Origin of the sequence: Adhaeribacter pallidiroseus (genome assembly GCF_003340495.1) — a bacterium.
Taxonomy (GTDB): Bacteria; Bacteroidota; Bacteroidia; order Cytophagales; family Hymenobacteraceae; genus Adhaeribacter; species Adhaeribacter pallidiroseus.
Map to the genome: position 1 here is coordinate 1,122,880 of NZ_QASA01000001.1, position 18,801 is coordinate 1,141,680.

The 18,801-nt window shown below is 42.6% G+C and carries 17 protein-coding genes; all 17 read right to left on the bottom strand.

Going from position 1 to position 18,801, the window contains the following annotated elements; translation table 11 throughout:
- Positions 1–78 precede the first annotated feature (78 nt).
- Positions 79–2,316 (bottom strand): tetratricopeptide repeat protein, encoded by a 2,238-nt coding sequence (locus AHMF7616_RS04380; RefSeq protein WP_115371777.1) that lies wholly within the window; start codon positions 2,314–2,316, stop codon positions 79–81.
- Between the two features lie 544 nt (positions 2,317–2,860).
- Entirely contained in the window at positions 2,861–4,456 is a 1,596-nt protein-coding gene (locus tag AHMF7616_RS04385) for a Na+/H+ antiporter (RefSeq protein ID WP_115371778.1), read from the bottom strand.
- 128 nt (positions 4,457–4,584) lie between these two features.
- A complete protein-coding gene (locus tag AHMF7616_RS04390) occupies positions 4,585–5,202 on the bottom strand; it encodes an ATP-binding cassette domain-containing protein (RefSeq protein ID WP_115371779.1) in 618 nt (205 codons plus the stop codon).
- Positions 5,199–5,870: a molybdate ABC transporter permease subunit gene (gene modB, locus AHMF7616_RS04395; RefSeq protein ID WP_115371780.1), complete on the bottom strand. Its 672-nt coding sequence runs from the start codon at positions 5,868–5,870 to the stop codon at positions 5,199–5,201. Before modB ends, AHMF7616_RS04390 begins: the two co-directional genes overlap by 4 nt.
- 18 nt (positions 5,871–5,888) lie before the next feature.
- Positions 5,889–6,638, bottom strand: coding sequence for a molybdate ABC transporter substrate-binding protein (modA, locus tag AHMF7616_RS04400; RefSeq protein WP_115371781.1), 750 nt, complete (start codon positions 6,636–6,638; stop codon positions 5,889–5,891).
- Between the two features lie 14 nt (positions 6,639–6,652).
- Positions 6,653–7,162, bottom strand: a complete 510-nt coding sequence (locus AHMF7616_RS04405; RefSeq protein ID WP_199474113.1) for a molybdopterin-dependent oxidoreductase — start codon at positions 7,160–7,162, stop codon at positions 6,653–6,655.
- Positions 7,163–7,596: 434 nt separating this feature from the next.
- A complete protein-coding gene (locus AHMF7616_RS04410; protein ID WP_115371782.1) occupies positions 7,597–8,715 on the bottom strand; it encodes an ABC transporter permease in 1,119 nt (372 codons plus the stop codon).
- Positions 8,712–9,860: an ABC transporter permease gene (locus AHMF7616_RS04415; protein WP_115371783.1), complete on the bottom strand. Its 1,149-nt coding sequence runs from the start codon at positions 9,858–9,860 to the stop codon at positions 8,712–8,714. The genes AHMF7616_RS04410 and AHMF7616_RS04415 overlap by 4 nt, the downstream gene beginning before the upstream one ends.
- Before the next feature lie 439 nt (positions 9,861–10,299).
- Positions 10,300–11,043, bottom strand: a complete 744-nt coding sequence (locus tag AHMF7616_RS04420) for an ABC transporter ATP-binding protein (protein ID WP_115371784.1) — start codon at positions 11,041–11,043, stop codon at positions 10,300–10,302.
- 10 nt (positions 11,044–11,053) lie between these two features.
- A complete protein-coding gene (locus AHMF7616_RS04425) occupies positions 11,054–11,980 on the bottom strand; it encodes an ABC transporter ATP-binding protein (protein ID WP_115371785.1) in 927 nt (308 codons plus the stop codon).
- Positions 11,977–12,921, bottom strand: coding sequence for an HlyD family secretion protein (locus AHMF7616_RS04430; protein WP_115371786.1), 945 nt, complete (start codon positions 12,919–12,921; stop codon positions 11,977–11,979). The genes AHMF7616_RS04425 and AHMF7616_RS04430 overlap by 4 nt, the downstream gene beginning before the upstream one ends.
- 11 nt (positions 12,922–12,932) lie before the next feature.
- On the bottom strand, positions 12,933–14,204 hold the full coding sequence (locus AHMF7616_RS04435) for a TolC family protein (protein ID WP_115371787.1): 1,272 nt from the start codon (positions 14,202–14,204) through the stop codon (positions 12,933–12,935).
- Positions 14,205–14,228: 24 nt separating this feature from the next.
- Entirely contained in the window at positions 14,229–14,843 is a 615-nt protein-coding gene (locus tag AHMF7616_RS04440; RefSeq protein WP_115375460.1) for a TetR/AcrR family transcriptional regulator, read from the bottom strand.
- A gap of 606 nt (positions 14,844–15,449) precedes the next feature.
- A complete protein-coding gene (locus tag AHMF7616_RS04445) occupies positions 15,450–15,761 on the bottom strand; it encodes an iron-sulfur cluster assembly protein (protein WP_115371788.1) in 312 nt (103 codons plus the stop codon).
- Positions 15,758–16,189, bottom strand: a complete 432-nt coding sequence (locus AHMF7616_RS04450; protein WP_115371789.1) for a SufE family protein — start codon at positions 16,187–16,189, stop codon at positions 15,758–15,760. Before AHMF7616_RS04450 ends, AHMF7616_RS04445 begins: the two co-directional genes overlap by 4 nt.
- A gap of 10 nt (positions 16,190–16,199) precedes the next feature.
- Positions 16,200–17,450, bottom strand: coding sequence for an aminotransferase class V-fold PLP-dependent enzyme (locus AHMF7616_RS04455; protein WP_115371790.1), 1,251 nt, complete (start codon positions 17,448–17,450; stop codon positions 16,200–16,202).
- A gap of 4 nt (positions 17,451–17,454) precedes the next feature.
- Positions 17,455–18,801, bottom strand: coding sequence for a Fe-S cluster assembly protein SufD (gene sufD / locus AHMF7616_RS04460; protein WP_115371791.1), 1,347 nt, complete (start codon positions 18,799–18,801; stop codon positions 17,455–17,457).

Genomic DNA, 18,801 nt, shown 5'->3' on the forward strand with positions numbered 1-18,801 from the left:
GCGCCTGAGAAGAAGAAAAACAGAGAGTAGGGTAAAAAAATACATAAACTAATTTTCTGACGGTAAAACGAAAAGCAGCTAAACCAACCTAGACTTGGCCGTTTGGGGTAAGTTAATAATAAATTCGGTATACTCCCCTGGTTCTGTTTTTACTTCTATTTGGCCCTGGTGCCCTTTGGTAATAATGTCATAACTTAAAGATAAACCCAGGCCAGTGCCTTGTCCGGTGGGTTTAGTAGTAAAGAAAGGCTGGAATATTTTGCTTTTGATATTTTCCGGCATGCCCGTACCATTATCCCGAATATGGATTACTGCGTACCCATTTTTTTGACTGGTAGTAATTTTTATCTCCGGCTGGTATTGGCCGTTTAGCTGGGCCTTCTTTTGTTTGGTGGCATAAAAGGCATTATTAAACACGTTTACCAGTACCCGACCCAGTTCCAGGGGACTAACTTCTATTTTCGGGAGGTCGTTATTTAGCTCTGTAATCAGGTTGGCGGTATACTCTTTATCTTTGGCGCGTATATTTTGGTAAGCTAACCGATAGTACTCTTGGGTAAGTTTACTGATATCCAAGGTTTTTTTCTCGCCGGAACTGCTCCGCGAATGCTCCAACATGCCTTTTACGATAAAGTCGGCGCGCTTGCCATGATGATTGATTTTTTGCAGATTTTCTTTAACATCACCCACAATGGCTAAAGCTTCGTCGGTGTCCCCCTTCAGCATTTCTTCTGCCAGTTCATCCAGCAACTCCGCACTTACTTCCGAGAAGTTATTGACAAAATTGAGCGGATTTTGAATTTCGTGGGCAATACCCGCGGTGAGTTCGCCCAAAGATGCCATTTTTTCGGACAGAATAAGCTGCGCTTGGGTACGCTTGAGAGTGGTTAAAGTATTTTCAATTTCTTCTTTCTGGGTTTGCAGCTGGGCATTCGCCAATTGTTTCTGGCGGTAAGCCCAAAATGCCACGGCAGCCAGGCTAAAGGAAAGAACCAGGCCAACAATTAAAGCTAACTGCCGGGCTTGGGTAATAGCATCTTTGTTTTTTTGTTCGATCCGTTGCGTTTCTTGCTTTTTATTAAATTCATAATTCATGCTTAATTCCGTTACCCGGCGGATGTTATCCCGGCTAAGAACAGAATCCGCTATTTGGGCCGAATTTTTAAAAAAAGTGAGCGCTTTGCTAAAATTGCCGGTCTTCTCGTAACAATAAGATAAGTGTTGATAGGTATTGCCTACCTCTTCGTTATACAAATCGGTTTTTTCTAAAAACGCCACACTTTTTTCCAGGTAAGGAATAGCTGCTTTGTATTGATTTTGCAACCGTAAAACATACCCTAAACTCGAGTAAGCCTGGTACCGGTTATAAGTCTGGCCCGAAGAGTCCGCAATAATGATGGCTTTTTTAGCTAAAGCCGTTGCCGCCGGAAATTGCCGCATGGTTGCCAGAGAGCCGGCTGCTTTAGACAGGCTAGCGGCCTGAATGCCATAATCGCCCATTTCCTGGCCTAGTTGGGCCGCTTTCATGGCAAATTCGTACTCTTTTTGAACGTCTTTTTTCTGACTGTATAAATTCGCTAAATTAGAATAGGCATACAATTCCACATTTTTTATTCCTTCTTGTTTTGCCAACCGGATAGATTCCAGTAAAGATTGCCGGGCCCGCAAAGTGTCCTTCATATTGGCGAAGACAAGCCCCATGTTCAGGCGGATATAAGCTTGATTTGAAACATCTTTATTGGCAATGGCCAGGTTTAAGGATTTTTGCTGGTATTCCAAAGCTTTTATAAAATTGGCTTGCATCTGGTAGCCAATAGCAATGTTGCCGTAATAAGTAGCCAGCCGCTCTTCAAACTTATTGCGTTCGGCAATGCTAATAGCTTTCTCCAGGTTTGTAATGGAAGAATCGTATTTACTTTGCATGCCATAATACATACCGTAGGTAGAGTAGGTATTACTTAACCCTAAAGAGTCTGGTATATCCAGAAATATTTTCTGGGCAATATTCATGTTTTCCGAAGCTTTTTTAAAATTTCCTTTCATTATATACGTGCTGGCCAAGTTAATGCGGGCGGCGGCTTCTCCGTAAGAATACCGAAGGGATTTTGATTTTTGAAGAGTAGCCAAGCCTAGCGTTTCGGCGGAGTCCAGATTAATGCGAATTAAAAGTCGGATTTTACTATTAGTAAGATTAATACTGGCTGTATCCGTGGTTGCTTGGCGAATGAGCCGGTTTAAACTGTCAATCTGGGTATTTTGGGCATAGGTAGCGCTTTTTAAAATAAAAAAGGACAAAACCACTATAGCAAGTTTCATTTGGGAGGAGGATAGGGAGGTAGTTTCTTCTCTGGCCAGGAATGGTGCGGAGTTTAATTTAAATTGTTTACTCCAGCAGGTCCTTACTTTAATCGGATTTTCTAAAAGAAAGCCCTATCAAAGTACCTGTTATATGCTGAGTACCTGTTACGGCCGGTGGGGTAGAATTAACCTATAAAGAATATTTTTTAAATTTTTACTAAAGAACGAAAGCGGTACTGGCAAATACGGCATACATTTTCTCCGGAAAGGTAAAGTAGCATTTCTAGAGATTATGCGGGGTATTCCTCTGGTTTAAAAAAGTGATAAGCTTATAAATTACGCCCGGGAAGTATTCTGTCAATTAACGTTATAACCGCTGCCTCTTTAGCTTATCACATGCTTTATTTGGCGTGTAAAGTAGTAAAATTATATTTAATTATCGCATGGGTAAAAAAGCAAATGAGTAGATTAATGGTTGTGGCCCCGAGCGGTGGCAGACTATTTTGGTTACACGAAAGGCATTCATATTAAAAGAAACACAGAGAAAACAAATGCTTAAAGCTTAATGATAATGAAGCGTTAAATTACTTTCTTCCAGGTCTAGTTCGTTATCTAGTTTCCGCAGGATTTCTTCTTCGATGCTGTCCGCCTGCCGCAATTCCTGGAGTACTTGCCGTTCAATCCGGAACAACTCGCATTGAGCCGCATGAAACTCTTGAAACAACAGCTTAGGGTCTACGTGGCTATTATCGGTGCGTACCCGGCCATTAATTTGGTCTATTTGCAACTCGTACTTATTTTTTAAAAATTGCAAAATTTCGTTGCTGATATTTTCCGGCGAAAAATTAGATTCCATGTGCGTGATGGCTCGGCTGGCCATCTGCATCCGGACTTTTTTTTCTACTTCTTTCGAGTTGACTTCAACGGGCAAATCAAACTTTTTAATGAGCAGCGGAAGCGTTAAACCGTGTACCACCAAAGAGTACAGAATAACGCAGAAAGTTAAAAATATAATAAGATCCCGGCCCGGGAAAACCGTACCATCGGCTAAAGAAACCGGCAACGCCAAAGCCGCGGCCAGCGATACAATGCCGCGCATGCCCGACCAGGAAACAATAAACACGGCTTGCCAGCTCGGCCTGGTTTCGGTGGTGCGAATGTGTTTACTCAATATCCGGGGCAAATACGTGCCCGGAAAAACCCACACTATCCGGATGAGCATGGTAACTACGCTAATAACCAAACCATAAAAAATTAAATTCCGGAAGGAATAATTGCTGATAGAAGTAAGAATAACGGGTAGCTGCAAGCCAATAATGATAAAGATAACGGCATTCAATAAAAATATAATAATATCCCAGACGTAGTTGGCTTGCAGGCGGGTATTATGGGTAAAGGTGGCGTGGAGCTTACGCGTTAAAAACAAACCGCTGGTTACCACGGCCAGCACTCCGGAAAAATGAAAATGCTCAGCGAGCAAAAAACTCAGGTACGGCGTTACTAAGGTCAGGGCTGTATCAATGGTGGGTATGCCATTAATAAATTGATGCAGGTAATAAACTCCGTAACCCACGAGAAAACCAATAAGTACCCCGGCTATGCCCACTATAAAAAATTGCAAACCTGCTTCCCAGAAAACAAACTGACCAGTGAGTACAGCCGCTACGGCGTAGCGGTAAGCAATCAAACCGGAGGCATCATTCACCAGACTTTCTCCTTCTAGCACGGTAATAATACGCCGCGGAACCCGTAAACCTTTCGTAACCGAAGTAGCCGCTACCGCATCGGGGGGTGATACAATTGCGCCCAGAATAAATCCTTCGGCTAAACTAAACCCCGGAATTAAGTAAGAACTAATGTAAGCAATAATGCTGGTGGTAAATAAAACGCAGCCAATAGCTAAAAAGGAAATGGGTCGTCGGTATTTTTTTATATCCCGCCACGAGGTATTCCAGGCTGCCGCGTACAAAGCCGGGGGCAGAAAAACCAGCAAAGCAATATCCGGATCGAGCTTAATCATTGGTAAGCCGGGCAACAAGCCAATTAGCAAACCAATTATTACCAGAAAAATAGGATACGCTATTTTAATTTTAATGGCAACTAATGCGGCTAAAATAGTAATTGATAACAGGAGGATGATGACTTCCAGGTCCTTCATGAATAAGCTTTTTTAAATAGCTGTCCAAAAATTAAGGAACCACCGTTCTTTTTAAAAGTAAACGGGCAAGTAATTTTTTACTGGTGGAAAGGCAATTTTTAAATTTTTAGTAATAAGGCGGCCAGATTTTACTGTAATTCAAAAGTATGTTCGGCCAGGTCGGCACTCTCGGCCGGGTAGTGCGTTACAATTAAGCAAGTAGTTTTTAATTCCACTAGCAATGGTTTCAGGTCCGTTATTATGCTTTGCTTCAATGTGTTGTCAAGCGCCGAAAAAGGTTCGTCCATCAATAACAAGTGGGGTTTCGTGGAAAGAGCACGCAATAAAGCCAATCGTTGTTGCTGCCCACCGGATAAATGCCGGGGTTTATGTCGCCGAAAGCTAGTCATTTGGCCAATCTCTAATAAATGCTGCACATAATCCTGATCCGTAGTACCGTAAAGCAGGTGCTGTTCCACGGTCAGGTGCGGAAAAAGGGCGTAATCCTGAAAAACAAAGCCTACTTTTCTTTTTTGCGGCGGTAAGCAAATGTTGGAATGAGTATCTAGCCAAATTTGCTGGTGCACGCAGATAAGACCTTGTTCTGGCTGCACCAAACCAGCCAGTATTTTTAAAAAAGTAGTTTTGCCAGCGCCCGATGGACCAAAAATTTGGGTAGTAGCCTGCGGAGCGAAGCTGGTTTTAATTTGTAGTTGCTGCTGCCCGTTGTACGTTTTTATTTGTTTGGTAACCTCTACTTGTATCATTCCAGCGGACTTTTGGCCGAATGGCGGTTTAAAACAAAAACAGCTACCACAATTACAAAGGTAAGACTAAATAAGAACAGGGAGTAGTAGTTGGCGCTGGCGTAATCCAGGGTTTCTACAGCGTCGTAAATAGCAATGGAAGCTACTTTGGTAACCCCGGGAATGTTGCCGCCAATCATGAGCACCACCCCAAACTCACCCAGCGTATGCGCAAAAGTAAGCACAGCCGCCGTGAGCAGTGCCGATTTAATGTTGGGTAGCAAAATATAAAAAAACGTTTGCCCCTTTGATTTGCCCATGGTATACGAAGCCTCGGCCATAGAACGCGGTAGCTGATTAAACGCCGATTTGACTGGGCTGATCATAAACGGTAAGCTGTAAATAACCGAAGCCAGAATTAAGCCTTTAAATGAAAATACAAACTGCATGGCAAAGGTGTTTTGCAGCCATTTGCCCAGCGCATTTTGCGGACTAAAAGTGAGTAGTAAATAAAAGCCTAGAACCGAAGGGGGCAACACCAGCGGCATGGTAATAATGGCCTCCAAAATAAGTTTAGGCACCGAGCTGCGTCCTGCTAGCCAATACGCTACCGGTAAACCAATAATAAGTAAAATAAGCGTGGTTACAGAAGCAAGTTTTAAACTAAGCCAGATGGGCGTTAAATCCATTTGTATGTGGTGTACCGGTTAAGGAGTTTGGTAGCCGTTTTGCCTGAATAACTGTTGCGCCGCCGGTGAAAAAAGATAATTATAAAATTTCAGGACTTTAGCGTAATTCTTTTTTTGGGCGTAACTCAGCACAATCACGCCTTGTTTAATTTTTGGATACAACTTTTTATCTACCCGTACCCAGTTAAATTTTGTTTTTTTTAAATTTTCGTAAATCAAAGCTTCGCTGGTAAATCCTACAGGAACGGCTCCCGTGGAAAGGTACGTATTTACTTGCGCAATACTTTCGCCATAGATAAGTTTGGCTTGCACCTGATGCCATAATTTATAATGCTGCAGGGTTGCTTGCGCGGCTTTCCCGTAAGGTGCCAGCTTCGGGTTGGCTATCGCCATTTTAGTTATGCGGGTTTGCGTTAGTAGCTCGGGCCAATTTTTTAAATCTACATCTAAGGTGGTGCACACAATTAAACTACCTAAGGCATATACTTGGGGTTTACTGATGCCAAAACCGGCTTGGTACAGGTTTTCCGGAAAGTCCATATCCGCCGACAAAAATAAGTCGTAGGGAGCGCCATTTTTAATTTGCGCCATTAATTTGCCGGATGAACCACTGATTATTTCCACATCCATGCCGGTTTTCTTTTTAAAATCTGCTTGCAGCGCCTTCATTACGAATTGCGCATTGGCGGCTACGGCTACTCTTACCGGCTGGCAAACTCCGGATAAGTTAAAGGCTAGAATAAAAACAAAGATTGAAAATAAGCGCATTATGTTATGCAAATTTAATTAGCGGAATGCACCGCAATACGGGTAACCTGGCGAATAAAACGAGCCTTCTTTTTTTCACCTTCCACAATAATTTGGAAAGGCCCTTGGTCTGGGTTAAGCAGATTGCCATCCAGGCGATTAGCCAGAATAATTTTCTTTTCAGAAAAAACCGGGTCGATTTCGGCTAAGGAAAAAACAACCTGGTAGCCATCGCGCGCCTCCAGTAACACGTATTTTTTTAAATTTTTACCTTTTAACTCTTCGCCCAGGGTAACTCCGGATTTTTGTAGTAGAGTGGCTAGCAACACGCCGGTGTAGTTTTGCGCTTGATTATTACGGTCTGTTGCCACTACGGTAATTTTTTTCATTTTATCCAGTTCGCCCGAAGTAATGGTTACTTCTGTTTTTACTTCGCCGGCTATCTTAACGGTAGCTTCATTATTAGCCGTTTGTGCTGGAATACGCAAGGGCCAAGCCAAGAAAATGAATAAAGTAATTAGAAATAATCCTGGAATTAATTTCATGAATAGCCATTTTTAGCTTAATAGAATTGGCTGTCGTTATATATTTAAAAATATAACGGTAAATATAAAAATGCTAGCGTTATATTCCAATGCGAACAGAATTTTGCACGGAATAAAACTTCTAAAAACTGAAGATGTTAGGAAGCCTTGACTAAGGGGAATACCTATTTTGTACCGGAGTGATTTCAGAGGAATTAAGTAAATGGACACAAGTAGTAAGACACAAGTATCAAGATAAAATATAAGGAATCAAATATCAATGATTTAACCTTGTATTTTCAATATTGGAATGTGTCTTTTAATTTGTCCTTTTACTTAGTGCGAAGCTAATTTTTAAAATTTAAAAAATATACTTCCTGCAGCGCATTCGCTAAATTTAAAAAATTCTTAGCATTCTATTGCTTGTTTTTTAGCGCATGAGTTAATGGTATTCATCAGGTTCTTTTTTTATAATTAACCACCGCCCACGTGTTTAATACAATAGCAAAACCCGTGGTAATAAAGAGTTGCTGAGAAATATCCGCCAGATTGCTGCCTTTAAGTAGCACCATCCGGATAACCTGAATAAAATATGAAACCGGATTTAATTTAGTTAAATACTGCGCCCAGGTAGGCATACTTTCAATGGGCGTGTATAAGCCACTCATCAGAATAAAAACCATAATCAGGAAAAAAGAAAGCAGCATGGCCTGTTGCTGATTTTCGGAATAAGTAGAAAGCAGCAAACCTAAACCCAGCACCGCCAACAAGTAAACCGCCGCGTATACGTATAAAACGAACAAATTGCCCACCGGTACAATGCCGTAAAAGGCCCAGGCCAGAAGTAATCCTAAACTCAGGACGAATAAACCCAATACCCAGAAAGGCAAGAGTTTAGCCAGAATAAAATAATGCTTTTTTACCGGGGTTACGTTCATTTGTTCGATGGTGCCAATCTCTTTTTCTTTTACAATATTTAAAGAAGCCAGAAATGAACCTACCATCGTTACCAGCACCACTAATATGCCGGGTACCATAAAATCTTTGTATTGGAGCAGGGGATTAAACCAGTTGGAAGCTGTAACCTCAATAACTGGCTGCGGGGAAAAACGGGTGGGCTGAATCCAGGCGGTGCGGATCTGATTATTGTATTCCCGGATAACGCTTTGCAGGTAGGCGCTGCCCAAACCAGCTTTTACACCATTAATGGCATTAACGGCAATTAAGGCAGAGGTTTCGTTTTCTTTAATCATGTTTTTTTCGAAGCCGGTGGGAATTTCCAAAATTAGATCTGCCTGATCGCGGTCTAGGTTAGCAACAGCCTGCGCGTAAGATGGGGTATATGCGTACAGTTGAAAATAGCCCGAAGAATTAATGGTGGAAATTAGCTTTTGAGAGCTGCTTGAATGGTCATGATCCACTACGGCAAGCCGGATATTTTTAATTTCGTAATCGGCTGCCCAAGGTAAAACCAGCAATTGAATCAGGGGCATTATAAAAATGATGCGTAGAATAGCCGGATTCCGGAAAATTTGCCGGAATTCTTTTTGCAGTAAAAATTGTAAGGTTCTCATGCCAATCGGATTTTAAAATTTTTCATGCTTAAACCCAAGAGCAGCAAAGTCATGCTGGTTAATACCAAGGCTTCTTTCCAGATTACCGCCAGGCCCGCGCCTTTAATCATGACGGTGCGCACAATAATGTAAAACCATTTGGCCGGTACCAGATTAGATACCACTTGCAGCGGTAAGGGCATATTTTCGATCGGGAACATAAAACCGCTGAGCATAACCGTAGGCAAAAACAGGCCGGTTAAAGAAATAAACATGGCGGTTTGCTGCGAGGCGGTAATGGTGGAAATTAGCAAGCCCAACGACAAGCTGGTGATTATAAACAGAGTACTGGCGGCCAGCAAAAGCAGTAAACTGCCATTAATGGGCACCTGCAGCACAAACACGCTCAGCAGTAAAATGCTGGTAATATTCAGCATAGACAGCAGCAAATAAGGAATAGCTTTGGCAATAATAACTTTAAGCGGCTGCACCGGCGAAACCAACAAAATTTCCATCGTCCCTAATTCTTTTTCGCGCACAATGGTAATGGCCGTCATCATGGTGCAGACCAGCATAAGGACCATGGCCATAACGCCGGGCACAAAACTATAAGCGCCTTGCAACTGCGGATTGTACAACATGCGGGTTTCGGTGCGAATGGTATAAGGTAAAGTATTGTTGTTGGTAAGCCGGTCCTGAAAATCCAGGATAACGGCAGTGGCGTAGTTAATTAAAGTATTGGCTACATTTGGGTCGGAGGCATCGGCAATTAGTTGCACCTGGGTTTTGTTAAAGTGCTTTAAATCAGCAGCAAAGTGGGGCGGTAGTACTAAAGCTAGCTTAATGGTGCCTTTTTTAAATTCTTCTTCAATGGCGGAGTAAGAAGTAAAAATCCGGGTAACCTCGAAGTACCGGCTAGCTTCCAGCTCGTTTATTAAAGCCTGGGCATGAGCATCTTGAGCCTGGTTAAATACCCCGATCCGGGAGTTTTTTACTTCGTTGGTTAAAGCGAACCCGAAAATAATGATTTGTACAATGGGCATTCCCAACAGAATTATCAAGGTTCTGCGGTCACGGAAAATATGGAAGAATTCTTTTTTAGCGAGGGAAAAAAATTGCCGGTTGGGCTTTACTTTTCTTTGGCTTATGTGCGGATGAGTTTTCATGATGAATTTTTTAAATTTTAAGGGCTTTCTTTGGAGCCTATTCCATTCTCCGAGCAGCGATGCTATCTTGTTTGACGAATAACCTATTTGCTTCAGGGCCGGCTGGCCTCATTTGACTTGGTGTGTCCATGCTTTCCTGTAGGAACGTGCCGCGGCACGTTCCTACGCTGCGTATTGCCTCATTGCTTGGTACCCGATGTCTACAAGGCGCTCCACAGCTAAACTGGTGTTAGTTTCATTGAATTACTATTTATCAGTTATTTAATCTGTTTTGCTATAAAATAGGAAGGTCTTTTTACGCAGAAGTTACTTCTGTGCCCTTTTTCTGATCCTAGCACAGAAGTAACTTCTGCGCTAATGAAAATGAATTATAAAAACTGTAGAAGCTTCCCTCTTAAGCTCAGGAGGGGCAGGGGTAATTGGTTTTCCAAAATTAAAATTACTCACCGGTCCGTTTCGCTTGCCGGGCAAGTTTTAAAAATACCTCGCTCATGTTGGCGGCATTAAATTGCGCTTTTAATTCTTTGGGTTTACCCAAGGCTTCTAGTTGGCCATCTACCATAATCGAAACCCGGTTACAGTATTCAGCTTCGTCCATGTAGTGGGTAGTTACAAAAACAGTAATGCCGCGCTCGGCCGCTTCGTAAATCATTTGCCAGAATTCGCGCCGGGTAAGTGGGTCTACGCCGCCGGTAGGTTCATCCAGAAAAACAATCTGCGGCTCATGAAAAATAGCCACCGAAAAAGCCAGCTTCTGTTTCCAGCCTAATGGCAGGGAACCCACTAACTGATCGGCCGCCTGCTCAAGTTTCAGCTGGTGCAGTACAAGCTGCGTTTTTTCTTTAATGTACGGATTAGATTTACCGTAAATACCCGCGTATAAGCGGATGTTTTCTTTTACCGTAAGATCGTGGTACAAAGAAAATTTCTGGCTCATGTAGCCGATGTGTTTTTTAATTAATTCGGTGTGCGTAAATACATCATATCCGGCCACGGTAGCCTGGCCCGAAGTTGGCCGCGATAAGCCGCACAACATTCGGATAGCGGTGGTTTTGCCGGCACCATTCGCTCCCAGAAATCCAAATATCTCGCCTTTTTCCACGGTAAAAGAGATGCGATCCACCGCTTTAAAGTCCGCGAAGGTTTTACTTAATTCTTGACAAACAATGCTGGAAGAACTCATTTTGATAAGCTTAAGAATCGTTTCGGGACATTAATAGGATGAAAGAATCTTCGATATCCGGCAGCACTTCCTTAATTTCTAATTCTGGATGGTTTTTTCCCTGGAGGTATTCTTGTAACCGGGCAATGCTGTAACCTGGCCGCATGACTACGTGGTGGTATTCGCCGAAAGGATAGCTGGCTAAAGCCGGATCATAATTTTTCAGGTCGTTGAGTAACCGGAACATGGCCGAGGAGGCAACCGCCAGCAAAGGCTTACCAAATTGTTGGTTTATAACCGTTGGTTTATCAATGGCCAGCAGGCTGCCTTCCTGAATTAAAGCTACCCGGTCGCAGAGCGCAGCTTCGTCCATGTAAGGGGTAGAAACAAATGTGGTAATACCTTGCTTTTTTAGCTGGGCCAGCATGTCCCAGAATTCTTTCCGCGAAACGGCATCTACGCCCGTGGTAGGTTCATCCAAAAATAAAACCGATGGTTTATGAATTAAGGCGCAACATAAGGCGAGCTTTTGTTTCATACCGCCGGAAAGCTTACCGGCCCGCCGGTTTTTAAAAGGCTCAATTTGTTCGTAAATATCTTTTATCAGACTATAATTTTCGGCAATGGAGGTTTCAAAAACGGTGGCGAAAAAAGTTAGATTTTCCTGAATCGTTAAATCCTGGTACAAAGAGAAAGTGCCCGGCATATAGCCTACTCGCCGCCGAATTTTTTTATATTCCTGCTGCACATCACAACCATCCACCGTAGCGGAACCCTGGTCGGCTAACAATAAAGTTACCAGAATCCGGATAAGAGTAGTTTTGCCCGCACCATCCGGACCAATTAAGCCAAACAATTCGCCGGGTTCTACGGTAAAAGAAACTTTATTTAAGGCTAGCACCTTTTTTTTACCAGCTGTATAGGTCTTAGTCAGATTTTCGGCAACTATAGCTTTCATGGGATTTGGTTTAAAGCTACTTCGCCGTACATACCAATTTTTAAAAATCCATCGTTCTTTACGTTTATTTTTACCGCGTACACCAGGTTGGCCCGCTGATCTTTGGTTTGAATAGTTTTAGGGGTGAACTCGGCCTTACTGGCAATCCAGGAAATAGTACCGGGTAATTTTTTGTAGTCTTCCGGGCCATTATCCACTAAAACGGTTACGGGTTGCCCTATTTTAATGCGCGCTACCTGATCGCCGGTAATGTAAGCGCGCAACGTCATCGTGGATAAATCAGCAATTTTATACAAAGCTTTACCCGGCGTAGTAAACTCGCCACTCCGGGCGTATTGTGTTAGTACCGTACCGGGCACCGGATTGCGGATCTGCGCTTTACTTAGCTCGTTACTAATTTGCGCAATGTGTTTTTGCATGGGCTCTTTTTCGCTTAAAATACTCCGGTTGCGAGTAGCTACCTCGTTTTGCTGCACTTTAATCTGCTGCTGAATAACTTGGATCTGACGTTGGGTTACTTCTATTTGGGTGTTCAGGTCGTCGAGTTGTTTGCCCGTGGCGGCATCCAGTTTAAGTAAGTTCTCGGTCCGGGTTTTTTCCCGGAAGAGCGATGTTAGCTGAACCTGTTGCACGGCTAACTGGTCTTTCAAAAGCCTGACTTGGGGGGCTACATCCGTGATTTTTTCTTTTAAAGCGTGTAAACTTTCTTCGGCTTGTTCTTTTTGGAGTTGTAAACTAACGGCATCTATCACCCCTACTACCTTACCAGCTGGTAGAACTTGCCCTTCCTGTATTTTCAAGGAGTGAATCTCACCGCCCAGCTCCGCTGATATAATTACTTCTTCTGCCTCAAACGTACCGGCGGCATCGTATATATTATTTTTTGAGTGGCAGGAGATGAACGCGGATGCGGCCAATAATAAAATTTTTAAATTTTTCATCTTGCTAGTACTTAATTGCCCATTAAAGTTCTATAGTTTAGTTGCGATTGCAGGAGTTGTACCTGGTGAATGATCAAGGCTTGCCGGGCCTGATCCTCGGCATTTACTTCCCGTAAAAAGTCGTTAGCGGTAATTGCGGCATTGTCTAGTTGCGCTCGAGCCGCTATTTTTACGCTTTCCCGCAGAGCAATTATTTCCTGGTCGCTGCGAATAAGTTGCTCCAGTTTAGTTACCTCGGCGAGTTCGCGGGTAAGTTGCAGATTTAGGTGGAGTAAAAAGGTTTCCTGCTGCAAGCCCGTGGTGGACTTATTTATTTCAAGTAGTTTTTTTTCGTTTTTGAAGGTGTACCAGCTGTTTACTCGCCAGGTAAAGCGTATACCGGTAGTATAAAAATAATCAAATTCATTATTTAATAGATTTAGACCAGGACGCCCGTAACCTCCTTGCCCGAATAAGCTTACACCCGGGCGCAACGCTATATCCACCATTTTCTTCTGAGCTTCCAAAGCTTGTATTTGCTTCTGGTACAGCAGAAGTTCCGGCCGCTGAATGGCGGACTTAGAAAGTAATACGGGAGCAACTGGCCGGATTAGTTGAATAGTGGGCGGCAAAGGTTCATTTATCAGCAAGCTAAGGGCTTGTAAATATCCGTTGCGGGTATTTTGCAATTCGGTAATTCGCTGACCGGCTTTAAGGTACTCCGCCTGTAACACGCTTAGGTTAGACCGGAAAGAAAGGCCGTTGGCAATCTGAGCTTTTACCCGATTTATTCCGATGGCTAAATCCTTTTGCACCATTGCGGCCTGTACTGCTTGTTGCTCCAGTAAAATCAAAGCAAAATAGTATTGATTTACCTGCTCCCGCAGTTTGTAAAGTTCTACTTCTAATCGCTGACTTTCTACTTCCGTATTAAGTTGCTGTACTATTTGCCGCGATTTTCTAAGACCGCCATCGTACAAAGATTGCGTTATTTCGGCTGTAATCCGGTATTGGTCTTTGGCCGGAGCTGCTATTTCGAGGCCGGCTACGGGAGAGGTAATACTAGTTACCTCGGACTGATAACTGGCTTGCCCGTTAAATAGTAGCTGCGGCAGATTAGCTTTATTGATGTTTTGCAACAGCCGCTGATTGCTTTCCTGTAATAAATTTTGCTGCTGCGTTAAGGGATACTGATCGCGGGCTTTTTGCTGAATTTGTTCCAGCGAAATGGTTTGCCCGCGAGCGCAAAAGAAATTGAAAAATAATAAAATAACCAAGTTGTTTAACCAGATAGTTAGTTTCATGGCAAAAAATTTAGAATACGTTTCTTATTTTTTTATAGAATTAATAATAAACTGGGCTACATCTGTTTTTCTTTGATCCATTAAATAATTAAACTGCAATTGATCCATACCGGATAAAAAATTCCAGATTGGCCGGCCTAAAAACGGAAAGATGCACATCGACATCATATTTAAAATGAGTTGCGCCGGACTAACGGGATGAATAACACCTTTTTTTACTTCTTCTTCTATTTGAATAATTAAAGTTCTTAAGTCTGGTTTTTGATTTCCCATCATGGTTTTCAGGAACTCATAGGGTTGCTTATTAGCTTCATCCACGATAAATAAAGGAATATAGGGGTTCTCCATCAGCACTGTAATGTACTCCCGACAAAAAATCTCAATCTTCTCGAATAAAGAACAATCCAGAGCAATGGTAGCATTAACTTTCGGCAAAAACCTACTGATCGCTTCCCGGAAAATAACTTCGAATAGTTTTTCTTTGCTTCGGAAATAATAATGAAGCATTGCTTTGTTAATACCGGCCTCATCGGCAATATCCTGCATGCGTGCTCCAGCCATGCCTTTATGAATAAAAACTGTTTTGGCAGCTTGTAAAATGCGCTGTTCCGTACTTTGATCCTTTTGTTTTTTACTCATTAGTTTAACCAGATGGTTAACAAATATAGAAGTAATTTTTAAAATAAAAAATAAAAGAAAATTTTTTTGCAGACATTTAGTTAAGCACAGTATAACCAAGTAATCGTTAGAACCAGTAATTAGTATAGTGGAAGGAAACTAGTGAAAAAAATTTATGCTGCTTTTTTAGTTTAAGTTTTCTGCTGGAAACGTCCACTATGAGATTAGGTAGGGAAATTAGGTAAAAAGCCCCCTTCGAAGGGGATAGGGGATGATAATCGTTAGCTGGTAAAAATTTATAAAGAATACCATTCCTTAACTTCATGACATTGATCAGGAGATTGGCATAACTAAAAGTACTTAGAGTACCTTGCTAACTCGAAGTACAACGGTGTATTTGGCTCGTGTTGTTGACTGATATGAAAGGTTTAATAAATAAGGTTTACCAATAAATGGAACTGAGCACTTCTACAAAAAAGAGGAAATTTGAGGATATACTTTGGAGAATATGGCTAACCAAAGGAAGTCAAAATAAATTTTGGAAGTAGCAGCTAGAATAAAGCCGAGCGGGATTAGAAAAATTTAAAAAAAAGACCTAAGTTGATCATCTTAGGTCGGGTAATATCTTTATAAAAAACCAAGTTCCAGTTTAGCTTCTTCGCTCATCATGTCGCGGGTCCAGGGCGGGTCAAAGGTCAGGAGTACGTAGGCATCGGTTACCCCTTCAATCGCTTCGAGTTTACTCTGGGTTTCAAAAATAATATCACCAGCCGCCGGACAGGCAGGGGCCGTTAACGTCATGGTTACCCGCACTTTCGAGCCTTCTTCTACTTTTACTTCGTATACCAAACCCAAATCGTAAATATTAACGGGTATTTCTGGGTCGTGAACGGTGCGTAAAGTTTCTTCTACTTTATCTCTTAATTCCGAAGCGTTCATGAGGCATTCATCGTTTGGGTTTGATAGGCTAAGGCATATAACTTTATTTGCTTCAGCATAGCTAGTAATCCATTAGAACGGGTTGGGGAGAGATGGTTCTGTAAGCCAATTTCGTTCATAAAATAAAGATTAGCCTTAACAATGTCCTGGGGCGTTTGGCCCGATAATACCTGCACCACCATGCTTACAAGGCCTTTGGTAATAATGGCGTCGCTATCGGCCGTAAAAATAAGTTTGCCTCCTTCGTAATCGGCGTGTAACCACACTTTCGACTGGCAACCTTTAATGATATTTTCTTCGGTTTTATACTTCTCGTCAATAATGGGCAGTTCTTTTCCTAGCTGGATAATGTATTCGTATTTATCCATCCAATCGTCAAACAAGGCGAAATCCTCAATAATCTGGTCCTGCCGCTCGTCTATCGTCATGTTAATCGTATCAGCTTAATAAGGTAACGGCTTTCTTTATACCGGTTACCAATTTATCAATCTCTTCGGTAGTATTGTAAATCGCAATCGAAGCTCTTACGGTACCCGGAATGTTAAAATACTGCATAATCGGCTCGGTGCAATGGTGGCCCGTACGGACGGCAATGCCTTGTTTATCCAGAATTTCACCAATATCAAACGGATGCGCATCGCCTACCAGAAACGAAATAGAAGCTGCCCGGTTATGCGCTTCGCCGATAAAACGCAATTCCTCAATGGTGCTGAGCGCATCTACGGCGTAGGCATATAACTGGCTTTCGGCTTCCTGAATGTTGGGTAAACCAATGCTGTTGATGTAATCTATCGCGGCTCCAAAAGCAATCCCTTCGGCTATACTGGGCGTACCGGCCTCAAACTTGAGGGGCAACTCGTTATAAGTGGTTTTTTTAAAACTAACCGACTTAATCATGTCGCCGCCGCCCTGGTAAGGTGGTATTTGGTTTAGCCACTCTTCCTTGCCGTACAAAGCGCCAAAGCCAGTGGGACCGTACATCTTATGCGCCGAAAAAGCCATGAAATCAACGTCTAAATCCTGTACATCCAAAGGTAAGTGCGGAGCCGCCTGGGCGGCATCTACTAAAACCGGTATGTTTTGCTGGTGCGCCCGGGCTACTATTTCTTTTACCGGGTTAATGGTCCCTAAAGTATTGGAAATGTACGTAACGGCAACCAGTTTTACTTTATCATCCAGCAACTCGTCTAACGTATCCAGAACCAGTTCGCCTTTTTCGTTTACCGGTATAACTTTAATGCTCGCACCGCGTTCCTCACAAATCATTTGCCAGGGCACAATGTTCGAGTGGTGTTCTATGGCCGAGATAACAATGCTATCGCCTTTTTCTAAGAATTTGCGGCCAAAGCTGCTGGCTACCAGGTTTATGCCATCCGTTGTGCCCCGCGTAAAAATTACTTCGTGCGCATGTTTGGCGTTAATAAAAGCAGTTACTTTTTTGCGGGCATCTTCGTAGGCAGCGGTAGCTTTCTGGCTCAAAAAATGAACTCCCCGGTGCACGTTGCTATTATATTGGGTATAATAATCCTGAATAGCATCCAGTACTAATTTAGGCTTTTGGGTAGTGGCCGCATTATCTAAATAGACCAAAGGCTTGCCGTATACCTGCGTTTGCAGGATCGGAAAATCAGCCCGTATTTTTTGAATATCCAATTGGATACTTGTTTCTAAACTTAAATTAGCCGGCATACTTTTAGGCTTTAACCAACTCCTGCTCCGCAGGAATATGTTGGGTGATTAATTTATTGATGTAAGCTTCTACGGCCGGAATTTTAATATTCTGCGTAACGTCAAAAGCAAAGGCGCTAACCAGTAACCGACGGGCCGTTGCTTCGGAAATGCCCCGGGAACGTAAATAGAACATTGCTTCCTGGCTTAACTGACCGACCGTAGAACCGTGGCTGCATTTTACGTCATCGGCAAAAATCTCGAGCTGCGGTTTGGAGTTAATGGTAGCCTTATTGCTTAAAAGCAAGTTGTTGTTCTGCTGAAAAGCATTGGTTTTCTGGGCATCGCGCTGCACGAATATTTTTCCGTTAAACACGCCGGTAGCATTATCCAGCAGCACGCCTTTATACACTTCGTTGCTATTGCAATGCGGATGCAAATGGTTTACAAAAGAATGGTTATCGGTTAATTGTTTGCCATTCACTAAATACAAACCATACAAGTGGCTTTCGGTATACGCATCATCCAGGTTTACGTGCAAGTTGTTGCGCAGTAAATCCGATTCTGGTAAAGAAAAAGTGTAATTACTATATACACTGTCCCGTTTCTGGCTTACTTCGGTATGGCTTACCTGGCGGGTATTCTTGCTATTAGTTTGCAAATTATAATGATTCACCTGCGCGTTTTCTTTCACCACTACTTCGGAAACACTATTGATGAAGAAATCACCGGTTTGGTTATCCGAAATCACCGATTCTACTATGCTTACTGAGGCACTGCGGTTTACCACTACTAAATGGCGCGGTTGAATAAATAAATTACCCGTACTGGCATAAATATGCACCAGGTGAATAGGTTTATCCAGTACCACGTTCGCCGGAACTTCAATAAATAATCCGTCTGAAAACCAGGCAGTATTTAAAGCTGCAAAATGGTACTTTTCAATATTTACATGTTTACCAAAGTGTTCTGCAAAAGCGGGTTCACCTTCAGCTTCAGCAATATTTTTAATTTTTACCTGCACCGGTAGCTGGTCAGATAGCGCTGCTTGCAATTGGCCGTTTACCAGCACAATGCGGTAAGCGTCTAAAGCCGGAATTGTAGCATTGTCCAGCGAAATAGCGGTTTTAGCGGCATTCTGAATCGCGTACGGATTAAACTCATACGTTTCCTGTAAAAAAGGCAATACGTTGGTGTACTTCCAATCTTCTACTTTGCGCGTAGGGAAACCCAAAGTACGGAATTGCTCGTTGGCTTTCTGTCGAAGCGGCAACAACGATTCATTTCCGGTGGTTTGTTTGCTCCGTAACCAACCATCAAACCCGTGTAACAGGTCTAGGTATAAAGGTATAGCAGTTATTTGATTAGCCAT

Coding starts and splice junctions, on each gene's coding strand:
- AHMF7616_RS04380 (WP_115371777.1), bottom strand. CDS start 2,316: ATGAAACTTGCTATAGTGGTTTTGTCCTTTTTTATTTTAAAAAGCGCT.
- AHMF7616_RS04385 (WP_115371778.1), bottom strand. CDS start 4,456: ATGAAGGACCTGGAAGTCATCATCCTCCTGTTATCAATTACTATTTTA.
- AHMF7616_RS04390 (WP_115371779.1), bottom strand. CDS start 5,202: ATGATACAAGTAGAGGTTACCAAACAAATAAAAACGTACAACGGGCAG.
- modB (WP_115371780.1), bottom strand. CDS start 5,870: ATGGATTTAACGCCCATCTGGCTTAGTTTAAAACTTGCTTCTGTAACC.
- modA (WP_115371781.1), bottom strand. CDS start 6,638: ATGCGCTTATTTTCAATCTTTGTTTTTATTCTAGCCTTTAACTTATCC.
- AHMF7616_RS04405 (WP_199474113.1), bottom strand. CDS start 7,162: ATGAAATTAATTCCAGGATTATTTCTAATTACTTTATTCATTTTCTTG.
- AHMF7616_RS04410 (WP_115371782.1), bottom strand. CDS start 8,715: ATGAGAACCTTACAATTTTTACTGCAAAAAGAATTCCGGCAAATTTTC.
- AHMF7616_RS04415 (WP_115371783.1), bottom strand. CDS start 9,860: ATGAAAACTCATCCGCACATAAGCCAAAGAAAAGTAAAGCCCAACCGG.
- AHMF7616_RS04420 (WP_115371784.1), bottom strand. CDS start 11,043: ATGAGTTCTTCCAGCATTGTTTGTCAAGAATTAAGTAAAACCTTCGCG.
- AHMF7616_RS04425 (WP_115371785.1), bottom strand. CDS start 11,980: ATGAAAGCTATAGTTGCCGAAAATCTGACTAAGACCTATACAGCTGGT.
- AHMF7616_RS04430 (WP_115371786.1), bottom strand. CDS start 12,921: ATGAAAAATTTAAAAATTTTATTATTGGCCGCATCCGCGTTCATCTCC.
- AHMF7616_RS04435 (WP_115371787.1), bottom strand. CDS start 14,204: ATGAAACTAACTATCTGGTTAAACAACTTGGTTATTTTATTATTTTTC.
- AHMF7616_RS04440 (WP_115375460.1), bottom strand. CDS start 14,843: ATGAGTAAAAAACAAAAGGATCAAAGTACGGAACAGCGCATTTTACAA.
- AHMF7616_RS04445 (WP_115371788.1), bottom strand. CDS start 15,761: ATGAACGCTTCGGAATTAAGAGATAAAGTAGAAGAAACTTTACGCACC.
- AHMF7616_RS04450 (WP_115371789.1), bottom strand. CDS start 16,189: ATGACGATAGACGAGCGGCAGGACCAGATTATTGAGGATTTCGCCTTG.
- AHMF7616_RS04455 (WP_115371790.1), bottom strand. CDS start 17,450: ATGCCGGCTAATTTAAGTTTAGAAACAAGTATCCAATTGGATATTCAA.
- sufD (WP_115371791.1), bottom strand. CDS start 18,801: ATGGCTAATCAAATAACTGCTATACCTTTATACCTAGACCTGTTACAC.